At 66.5% G+C, this 9,758-nt stretch carries 6 protein-coding genes and 1 pseudogene; 4 read left to right on the top strand and 3 right to left on the bottom strand.

The genetic code is table 11. From position 1 onward, the window contains the following. Both VFH65_RS27280 and prrA read right to left on the bottom strand, forming a co-directional pair. Nucleotides 1–595 (bottom strand): annotated as a pseudogene (locus VFH65_RS27280) (two-component sensor histidine kinase); the annotation flags it as partial. A gap of 4 nt (nt 596–599) precedes the next feature. Then, nucleotides 600–1,298, bottom strand: coding sequence for a two-component system response regulator PrrA (gene prrA, locus VFH65_RS27275; protein WP_353325956.1), 699 nt, complete (start codon nt 1,296–1,298; stop codon nt 600–602). Between the two features lie 103 nt (nt 1,299–1,401). On the opposite strand from prrA, the gene VFH65_RS27270 reads away from it, so the two are divergent. The 4 genes from VFH65_RS27270 (at nt 1,402) to VFH65_RS27255 (ending at nt 8,111) form a co-directional block, all read left to right on the top strand. Continuing rightward, nucleotides 1,402–2,274 carry an ion transporter gene (locus VFH65_RS27270; protein WP_353325955.1) on the top strand — a complete coding sequence of 291 codons (873 nt, stop codon included), beginning with the start codon at nt 1,402–1,404 and terminating at the stop codon, nt 2,272–2,274. Between the two features lie 60 nt (nt 2,275–2,334). Continuing rightward, on the top strand, nt 2,335–4,236 hold the full coding sequence (locus VFH65_RS27265; protein ID WP_353325953.1) for an ABC transporter ATP-binding protein: 1,902 nt from the start codon (nt 2,335–2,337) through the stop codon (nt 4,234–4,236). A 123-nt stretch (nt 4,237–4,359) separates the two neighbouring features. Further along, nucleotides 4,360–6,261: an ABC transporter ATP-binding protein gene (locus VFH65_RS27260; protein WP_353325958.1), complete on the top strand. Its 1,902-nt coding sequence runs from the start codon at nt 4,360–4,362 to the stop codon at nt 6,259–6,261. After that, complete coding sequence (locus tag VFH65_RS27255) at nt 6,258–8,111, top strand: ABC transporter ATP-binding protein (RefSeq protein WP_353325951.1); 1,854 nt, start codon at nt 6,258–6,260, stop codon at nt 8,109–8,111. The genes VFH65_RS27260 and VFH65_RS27255 overlap by 4 nt, the downstream gene beginning before the upstream one ends. A gap of 194 nt (nt 8,112–8,305) precedes the next feature. On the opposite strand, the gene VFH65_RS27250 is transcribed toward VFH65_RS27255, so the two are convergent. Then, nucleotides 8,306–9,685, bottom strand: coding sequence for an NAD(P)/FAD-dependent oxidoreductase (locus VFH65_RS27250; RefSeq protein WP_353325949.1), 1,380 nt, complete (start codon nt 9,683–9,685; stop codon nt 8,306–8,308). Between the last annotated feature and the right edge of the window lie 73 nt (nt 9,686–9,758).

Genomic DNA, 9,758 nt, shown 5'->3' with positions numbered 1-9,758 from the left:
GGACTTCGACGTCGGGCGCCTCGTCGCCCGCGTCTATCTGACGGGTTTGCTCGGCGAGCCGTTTCAGAGGCCGCACCGCGAAAGCGGCCAGCAGCCAGCCGAACACGGTGGCCGCGCCGACAGCGAGCACGCAGATGATGATCACCCGGCGATGAAGGTTGTTCGTGTCGGCGATGGTGTCGTCGTAGGTCGCGCCGACCGCCACCGACATGGGCCCTGGGTAGTACGGGATGTCGACGGTGCGGACGCGGTACCGCACACCGTTGACATGGGTGTCCGCGTAGCCGGCAGGCAGCTGCGGCAGCACGACGTCGGAGTTGGACGTCACCTCGTCGCCCCGGCGCATCGTGATGACCGCATCTTTGTCATTGGGCGACTTCGGGATCTCGTCGAGTCCGCGCGGCAGGAACGGGATCGCGAAGCCGGCTGCCTCGTCGAGGCGGCGGTCGAGTCGCTCCTTGCGGTCGTTGGTGATGCCGATCCAGACCACGGTGCCCACGATCGCCACCACGATCGCCGCGCCGATGGCGGTGGCCAACGCCACGCGGGTGCGCAGTGACGGGGTGCGACGGAAGATCCGCGACAGCAGGTTCATCGGACTACTGGGTTCTCAGGACGAATCCAACCCCGCGCACGGTATGCAGCAACCGAGGTGCGCCGCCCGCCTCCAGTTTGCGGCGCAGGTATCCGATGAACACGTCGACGACGTTGGTATCGGCGGCAAAGTCATACCCCCATACCAGCTCGAGCAGCTGGGCCCGCGACAGCACCGCAGTCTTGTGCTCGGCGAGCACCGCGAGCAGGTCGAATTCGCGTTTGGTCAGGTCGACGTCGACGCCGTTGACGCGGGCCCGCCGCCCGGGGATGTCGACCTCAAGCGGGCCGACCTGAATGGTCTCCGACGAGAACGTCGCCGTCGAGCCGCGCCTGCGCAGCAGCGCCTTCACCCGGGCCACCAGTTCGGCCAGCACGAAAGGCTTGACGAGATAGTCGTCGGCGCCGGCTTCGAGCCCCGCGACGCGGTCGTCGACGCTGCTTCGCGCAGAAAGGACACAGACTGGGACGTCGTTGTCCATCGCCCGCAGCGCGGTGACCACACTGACCCCGTCGAGCACCGGCATGTTGATGTCGAGCACGATGGCGTCCGGCCTGGTCTCGGTCGCGCTGCGCAGCGCCTCGGCGCCGTCGACGGCCGTGGCCACGTCGAACCCGGACAGCCGCAGGCCGCGCTCGAGCGAGGCAAGCACGTCCGGGTCGTCGTCGACTACGAGCACCCGGGGCGATGCAGCACTGTCCATGCCCTAAATCTTGCCTGATGAAGTGGCCCAACTGCGGGAAGCTGCGCGGACGAACCCTGGCGATTGCCGCGCGACGGCCGCGCCAGTTTGCTAAGGAGATACCGTGCAACCCACCTCCAGCGGTCCCGCCGCCGTCGATGCGTCTTCATCGAAGCCCCCGCCGACTTCGCCGGCGATAGTCGAGCGCTGTAAAACACTCATCGCCAATCCGGCGTTCGACACCGTGATGCTCGGTGTGATCGTCATCAACGCTGTGGTTCTCGGTCTGGAAACCTTTGCGGGGCTCGCGGCCGGCTATCACGGGCTGTTCAGCGCCGTCAACCACGTCATCCTCGGCATTTACGTCGTCGAACTGCTGATTCGGCTCACCGCGTTTCGGTGGAACGCCCACGCATTCTCCGAGGACAAATGGAACGTCTTCGACTTCGTCGTTGTCGTGGCGTCGTTCGTGCCGTGGCTGCGGGAAAACGCGATGCTGCTGCGCCTGGTGCGGGTGGCGCGGATCGTGCGGGTGGTCCGCTTCCTGCCCGACCTTCGGGTGATCGTTGGCGCGATCGGCAGGAGCGTGCCCGGCGTTGCGTCGCTGGCCGCGGCGACGCTTCTGCTGATTTACATCTACGGGATGATCGGCTGGGTCCTGTTCGCTGAGCACGACCCCGAGCACTACGGAAACATCGGACACGCGATGCTGACGATGTTCCTGATGCTCACGGTGGAGAACCTGGTCGACAACATCGCGATGGGCCAGCAGATCTCCCACTGGACCGTGGTGTTCTTCATCAGCTACACCGTGATCGCCGCGTTCCTGATCTTCAACTTGTTCATCGGCATCGTGCTCAACTCCATGGAGGAGGCCCGGTCGGCCGACCGCGCCGAGCACGAGAAGGACGACCTGCTGGCGCGCATACGGGCGGCGCGGCAGGCACTCGAGGACGCCGAGGCCGAACTGCAGAAGACCCACCGCGACGACCTGTAGGGCCCGCTTCGCCGGGAAGGCGTTGACCTCATCATTTGTTGAGGTTCTACGGTGAATTTCATGAACATCGAAACGGTTGCCCGGCAGACCCTGTATCGGCAGGCGCATGCCCGCGGCGGAGACCTGCGCTCGCTGTTCGACCGCGACCTGCTGAGCCGGATCTGGCGCTTTGCGGGGCGCCATCACCGCAGGCTGGGCGGGTTTGTCGCGGTCAGCGTGGTCAGTGCCTTGCTCGCGGTCGCAACGCCTGTGCTGGCAGGCAAGGTCGTCGACGAGATCGTCGGCGGCGGAGCGCCGGCGGTGGTGGTGATGCTGGCGGCGGTCATCGCGGCCGTCGCCGTCGCGGAGACCGTCGTGTCGCTGGTGACGCGATGGCTGTCGTCGACCATCGGGGAAGGCCTGATCCTCGACCTGCGCACCGCCGTGTTCGACCACGTGCAGCGGATGCCGGTGGCGTTCTTCACCCGCACCCGCACCGGCGCGCTCGTCACCAGGCTCGGCAGCGACGTGCTCGGCGCGCAGCGCGCATTCTCCGACACCTTGTCCGGCGTCGTCTCCAATGTCGTGACACTGACATTGACGCTGGCGGTGATGCTGTCGATCTCGTGGCAGATCACGCTGCTGTCGCTGGTGCTGGTCCCGCTGTTCATCGTGCCTGCCCGCCGCATCGGCCGGACGATGGCGCGCCTGTCGCGGGAGGCGGCGATTAACAACGCGACGATGAACACCCAGATGACTGAACGGTTCTCGGCGCCAGGCGCGACGTTGATCAAGCTGTTCGGCCGACCGTCCACCGAGTCGCGGGAGTTCGCGGTGCGGGCCGGCCGGGTGCGCGACATCGGGGTGCGCACGGCGATGCTGCAGTCGGTCTTCATGAACTCGCTGACGCTGATGTCGGCACTGGCGCTGGCGCTCGTCTACGGACTCGGTGGCGTGCTGGCCATCGGCGGGCATCTGCAGGCCGGCGCGATTGTGTCGCTTGCCCTGCTGCTGACCCGCCTCTATGCGCCGCTGACCGCGCTGGCCAACGCGCACGTCGAGGTCGCCAGCGCGCTGGTCAGCTTCGAGCGGGTCTTCGAGGTGATCGATCTCGAGCCGCTGATCACCGAGAAGCCGGGCGCGGTCGTCGTGCCCGATGGTCCTGTCGAGGTGACGTTCGACGACGTGCGCTTCGCCTACCCGTCGGCGGGCAAGGTCTCACTGGCCTCGCTGGAGGAGGTAGCGGTTCTCAGTGAAACTGAAGTTCGCGGCGAAGACGAAGTGTTGCATGGTATTTCGTTCGCCGCGCGGCCCGGTCAGATGGTCGCGCTGGTCGGGTCTTCTGGTGCGGGCAAGTCGACGATCGCGTCGCTGCTGGCACGGTTGTACGACGTCTCTTCCGGCGCGGTGCGGCTCAACGGTATCGACGTCCGGGATCTGAGCTTCGAGTCGCTCAAGAGCACCGTTGGAATGGTGACCCAGGACGGGCACCTGTTCCACGAGTCGATCCGCTCCAACCTGAGGCTGGCTGCTCCGGACGCGACCGACGACGAGCTGTGGACGGCGCTTACTCGCGCCCGCCTCGCCGACGTCGTCGCCGATATGCCCGACGGGCTCGACACCGTGGTGGGGGAGCGCGGCTATCGGCTCTCCGGTGGACAGCGACAGCGGTTGACGATCGCGCGTCTGCTGCTGGGGCAATCGCGGGTGGTGGTGCTTGACGAGGCGACCGCGTCGCTGGACTCGGAATCGGAGGCCGCGGTGCAGCAGGCTCTCGGCGAGGCGCTGGCGGGCCGGACCTCGATCGTGATCGCCCACCGGCTCTCCACCGTGCGCGCCGCCGACGTGATCCTCGTCGTCGAGGACGGCCGTATCGTCGAACGCGGCACGCACGAGCAGCTGCTGACCCGTGACGGACGTTACGCCGAGCTGTACGAGACCCAGTTCGGCGGCCAGCCCGATCCCGAGAATGTCGCCGCATGACGCGCCGACGCATCTCGGCGCGGATGTTATCAATTTGCCACGCATGGGAAGATCTACTAAGTGATTGATCCCGCGAAATCCGCCCTGCGCTCGGCGCCAGCGATAGCGCCGCCGCCCGCGCGGATGCGGTCAAGCTCGGATCTGTGGCGGATGCTGCCCTACCTGATGCCGTACCGGGTGCGGTGGATCGCCATGGTTGTCATCGCGATCGTGAGCCTCGTTGCCACCGTGGCCATTCCGCTGATGACCAAGGCCGTGATCGACGGGCCGGTGCGCCATCAGGATCAACACGGGCTGTGGGTGCTCGGCACCGCGGCGATGGGTGTGGGCATCGCGGAGGCGGTGCTCTGGTTCATCCGCCGCTGGCTGGTCGCCCGCGCCACGATGGGCGTCGAGGCCGACATTCGCAAGGACCTCTACGCGCGGCTGCAGATCCTGCCGATGAGCTTTCATGGCCGCTGGCAATCCGGCCAGCTGCTGTCGCGAATCATGAACGACCTGAGCACAATTCGCCGCTTCATGTCATTCGGCTTGGTGTTCCTGATCCTCAACGGCCTGCAGATCACGGTGGTCACGGCGATCCTGCTGGCGATGTACTGGCCGCTTGGCGTTGTCGTGCTGGTGTCGATCGTGCCGATCACGTTGACGGTGCTGCACTTCCAGCAGGAGTACACCCAGCTGTCGCGGCTGGCGCAGGACCAGTCCGGCCACGTCGCCACGCACGTCGAAGAGGCCGCGCTGGGCGTGCGGGTGGTGAAGTCCTTCGGTCGCGAGGACTACTCCTACAACCGGTTCGACGAGCAGCTCACCAACCTCTACGACACACAGGTCAGCAGGGTGTCGGTGTCGGCGAAGTTCTGGACCGTGCTCGAGATCATCCCCAACCTGACGCTGATCGTCGTGCTGGGCTTCGGTGCCTACGCGGCCGGCCACGGCTACGTCACCATGGGCACGCTGGTCGCGTTCATCACGATGATGCTGTCGCTGGTGTGGCCGATCGCCTCGCTGGGCTTCCTGCTGTCGATGACGCAGGAGTCGTTCACCGCCGCGAATCGCATCGCCGAGATCTTCGACGCCCCACGCGAAATCACCGACGGCCCGCGCGACGAGACACCGCGCGGCGGCCGGCTGGAACTCGTCGACGTCGGATTCCAATTTCCGGACGCACGGGGTGGGTCAGAGGGCGACGATGGAGACTGGGCCCTGCGCCATGTCACGCTCACCGTCGAACCGGGAGAGACGCTGGCGCTGGTCGGTTCGACGGGGTCGGGCAAGTCGGTGCTGGCCGCACTGCTGTCGCGGCTCTACGACGTCACCGAGGGCGAGATCCGCATCGACGGCCAGGACATCCGCGAGCTGTCGCTGCCCGCGCTGCGGCAGGCGGTTGCCACCGCCTTCGAAGACCCGACGCTGTTCTCGATGTCGGTGGCGGAGAACTTGCGGCTTGGCAGGCCGGATGCGACGGATGAGCAGATGGCGCAGGCCATCGAGATCGCCGCCGCGCAGTTCGTCTACGACCTGCCGTTCGGGCTCGACACTCGCATCGGCGAGCAGGGCATGAGCCTGTCCGGCGGGCAGCGCCAGCGGCTGTCGCTGGCACGGGCGATCCTCGCGGGGCCCAAGATCCTGGTGCTCGACGACACTCTGTCCGCGCTCGACGTGCACACCGAGGCCGTCGTCGAGGAGGCGCTGCGCCGGGTGCTGCATCACGTCACCGGCATCGTGGTGGCCCACCGGGCGTCGACCGTAATGCTCGCCGACAAGGTCGCGTTGCTCAGCCGAACAGACCAAGGCGGCACCATCACCCACACCGGCACCCACGCCGAGCTGCTGGCGCGGGTTCCGCAGTACCGCTACCTGCTGGCCGCCGACGACGAACTCGACGACGGCGCCGAGCGCGCGTGCGCATGGCAGGACGATGAAGAGCGCAACCGGCTGGACCAGGCCTACGAGGAGCAGGAGGCCACCGAGGCCGCATGCGATGACAGGCGGTTCCTGCCGACGGTGGAGGTCGAGCGCCGATGACGGCAACCGATACCCCACCGGTCGAGGCCGCAGTCGAGAAATGGCGGGGCCGGGTCGACGACAGTCAGTCCGACGACGGCCCCATCGACGAGACGCTGGACCGCCGCCGCGAGGCCCGTGCGCTACTGGGCTCGCTGCTGAAGCCGTACAGCGTGTCGGTCGCCTTGCTTGCCCTGGTCGTGGTGGTGGAAAACGTTGCGCGCCTTTCGGTTCCGCTGCTGGTTCAGCGTGGGATCGACAAGGGTATTCCGCCGATCCTGGCAGGGGGCCCTGCGCACACGCTGATGATCGTCGTCGGCGTGCTGGGCGCCGTGGTGTTGATCCAGGGCACCAGCCGGATGTTCTTCCTGCGCCGGTCCGGCCGCATCGGGCAGAAGGTGCTGCTGGAGTTGCGGCGACGGGTGTACCGGCATTTTCAGCGGCTCGACATCGCCTTTCACGAGCGGTACACGTCGGGCCGGGTGGTCAGCCGGTCCACCAACGACGTCGAGGCCATCCAGGACATGCTCGAGACGGGCTTCGACAGCCTGATCACGGCCGTGCTGACGCTGATCGGGACCTCGATCCTGCTCATCACGCTGGACGTCAAACTCGGGTTGATGTGCTTGGCGGCGTTCCCGCTGCTGGTCGGGTTGGTGTGGTGGTTCCGCAACGAGTCGGCCAAGACCTACCGCAAGGTGCGCGAGAGCGCGGCGTTGGTCATCGTCCAGTTCGTCGAGACGATGACAGGGATCAAGGCGGTGCAGGCGTACCGGCGCGAGCCCCGCAACCAGGAGATCTTCGAGGACGTCGCGGATCGCTACCGCGAGATCAACGAGAAGACGTTCCGGCTGCTCGCAATCTTCATGCCGGGTGTGAAGCTGGTCGGCAACATCACCACGGGCGTGGTGCTGCTCTACGGCGGCTACCGGGTGCTGCACGGTCAGATGACGATCGGCACGCTGGCCGCGTTCCTGCTCTATCTGCGGATGTTCTTCGAGCCGATGCAAGAAATCTCCCAGTTCTTCAACACATTTCAGTCCGCGTCGTCGGCGCTGGAGAAGCTGGCCGGTGTGCTCGCCGAACGGCCGGGCATCAAGGAGCCGAAGCACCCTGTCGCGTTGACGTCGGTACGCGGCGAGGTCGCATTCCACGATGTGCAGTTCTCGTATGTGCCGGACCGGCCGGTGCTGCCCGACCTGAGCTTCACCGTCCCTGCCGGGCAGACCGTCGCGCTGGTCGGCACCACCGGCGCGGGCAAGACGACGATCGCCAAGCTGATCGCCAGGTTCTACGACCCGACATCAGGCTCGGTGACACTGGATGGCGTTGACCTGCGCGACGTTTCGCAGAGTGAGCTACGCCGCCACGTCGTGATGGTCACGCAGGAGAACTTCATGTTCGAGGGGACCGTCGCCGACAACATCAGGTTCGGCAGGCCCGACGCCACCGAGGCGGAGGTGCGCGCGGCCGCGACGGCGGTCGGCGTGGACCGGTTCGTCGAATCGCTGCCCGACGGCTACGACACCGACGTCGCCAAGCGTGGTGGCAGGCTGTCGGCGGGGCAGCGGCAGCTGGTGGCCTTTGCCAGGGCGTTCCTCGCCGATCCTGCGGTGCTCATCCTCGACGAGGCCACTTCGTCGCTGGACATCCCGAGCGAGCGGATGGTGCAGCGGGCGCTCGAAACCGTGCTGGCCGACCGGACCGCGCTGGTGATTGCGCACCGGTTGTCCACCGTTGAGGTCGCCGACCGGGTACTGGTGCTCGAGCACGGCCGCATCGTCGAGGACGGCGCGCCCGCCGACCTCATCGCGCGTGACGGCGGGCGGTACGCGGCGCTGCATCGGGCGTGGGTGGACTCGCTCGCCTAGCGAGCGCATCTGGGGACGCGCAAATTGCCCGGCTCGCGAGAGTCGGGAATATGACGGAATTCGCGCCAGATCCGTCATATTCCCTACTCTCGGCGAGCTTCCGTGGCAGCTGCTCGTAGCGACATTCGAAGGGCTTGGTCCTCCAGAATTCAGCGTCGGGCGAAGGCCGGTGCGCAGTGAAGGCCGCGTCGCCATCAGGCTTGGGCCAGCAGCGTTTCCAGCTTGTCGTTGATGGTGGGCAGCTGCGACGTCAGCACGGAGATGATCTTCTCGCGTGCCCGCTCGCTGACGGCGGCAGTCACGTGGTGCAGCACGTTGAGTCGCGCGGCGTCGACCCAAGTCATCATGTCGGGGTCAGAGAACCATTGCAGTTGATTCTTGTTGAACGTCAACATCATTCGCAGCCAATCGGCTGGCTCCTGTGGATAGGGCACCGGATTGCAGAACGCGTTCCTGGTGTCGTCGTCGGGATATGCCGCTTCGACGTGCGCAATGACGGCGGCGCTGAATGCCGGCTGGCAGGTACGCACCGTCTGCAGCGAAATGTGGTCGCCGCTGAACACCGCGGTAGGTTCCTTGCGGCCGAAACCATCTGCGGTGCAGTCGATATAGAGCGCTGAGTCGTTGATCTTCACGGTGCCGGCATCGAGCGTGATCTGGCCCGGTTCGATCGACTGGACGTGTCCCATCCGCACGACGTCGTTGATCTGCCGCAGCGCTTCGAGTTCGCCCTGGGACAGGATCGCGCACCTGTACATCGTCGGGTCGACGTCCTTGTCGATTCGCAGCAGGCAACCCTTGGTTTCCAGCCGGTCGAACAAATCCGGAAGTGATTCGGCCTCGTTCACCGCCGCGAGCTGGCCAGAGAAGTCGGCGAGCGTGCGTTTGGCGAACTGCCGGCCGGGCTGCACCGCTGCGCGGTCCAACAGCCAAGAGTCGCGGGGCTTGATCCAGGTCAACCGCTGCGGCGTGATGCCGTGGTGCAGCAGCCACAGGCACGCGTCCATGGCGGTCTTGCCAGCGCCGACGATGACGTAGTGGTCCCGGGCGTCGCGGATTCGAGGCAGGTCGTTGGGCGGAACGCAGTCGACACCTGGGGCGACGGCGTAAGCCGGCGGACGCATCGACGGCACGACGATGTTCACGTGGCTGGTGACTATGCGGCGTGCGGACACCCGGATCTCGTCCCCGCCGGCCGTGCGGACCAGACCGTCGCCGAGGTATTCGCTCATCGGCAGGTATGTCACTCGGCCCGTCGGCAGCAGTTGCTGCCGCATGACGGCGTCGAAGTAGGCGCACACCTCGGTGCCGCGGGCCAGCTCGTAATAGCCGGCGTTGAGGCCGCTCTCGTCGATGGTGTTGCTGCCGAGCTCCCGTGAGTTCACGCCGTAATAGGCCGACGGTTGGTGCAACCGCACGAAGGGATAAGCCGTAGTCCAGTGCCCGCCGGGTTCGTCGTTGCGGTCGACCACGACCACGGTCGCCGCGGTCTCACTGACCAGCGTGTCCGTGAACGGCATTCCCATCGCGCCCGCACCGACCACGAGGTAGTCGGCCTCGATCGTCGTGCCCATCTAGCGCACCGTACTGCTACGGAAGCAGTCGCGACCGTCGGGCCTTGGACACCGCCTCGTGGCGGGTGTGGGC

It is taken from the genome of Mycobacterium sp., from assembly GCF_035697385.1.
GTDB lineage: Bacteria > Actinomycetota > Actinomycetes > Mycobacteriales > Mycobacteriaceae > Mycobacterium.
Note: the sequence above shows the minus strand (reverse complement) of the source record. Positions and strands in the feature narration are given on the sequence as shown.

What these genes read in the sequence shown, in the direction of transcription:
- prrA (WP_353325956.1), bottom strand. Translation starts at nt 1,298, where the DNA reads ATGGACAGTGCTGCATCGCCCCGGGTGCTCGTAGTCGACGACGACCCG.
- VFH65_RS27265 (WP_353325953.1), top strand. Translation starts at nt 2,335, where the DNA reads ATGAACATCGAAACGGTTGCCCGGCAGACCCTGTATCGGCAGGCGCAT.
- VFH65_RS27260 (WP_353325958.1), top strand. Translation starts at nt 4,360, where the DNA reads ATGCGGTCAAGCTCGGATCTGTGGCGGATGCTGCCCTACCTGATGCCG.
- VFH65_RS27255 (WP_353325951.1), top strand. Translation starts at nt 6,258, where the DNA reads ATGACGGCAACCGATACCCCACCGGTCGAGGCCGCAGTCGAGAAATGG.
- VFH65_RS27250 (WP_353325949.1), bottom strand. Translation starts at nt 9,685, where the DNA reads ATGGGCACGACGATCGAGGCCGACTACCTCGTGGTCGGTGCGGGCGCG.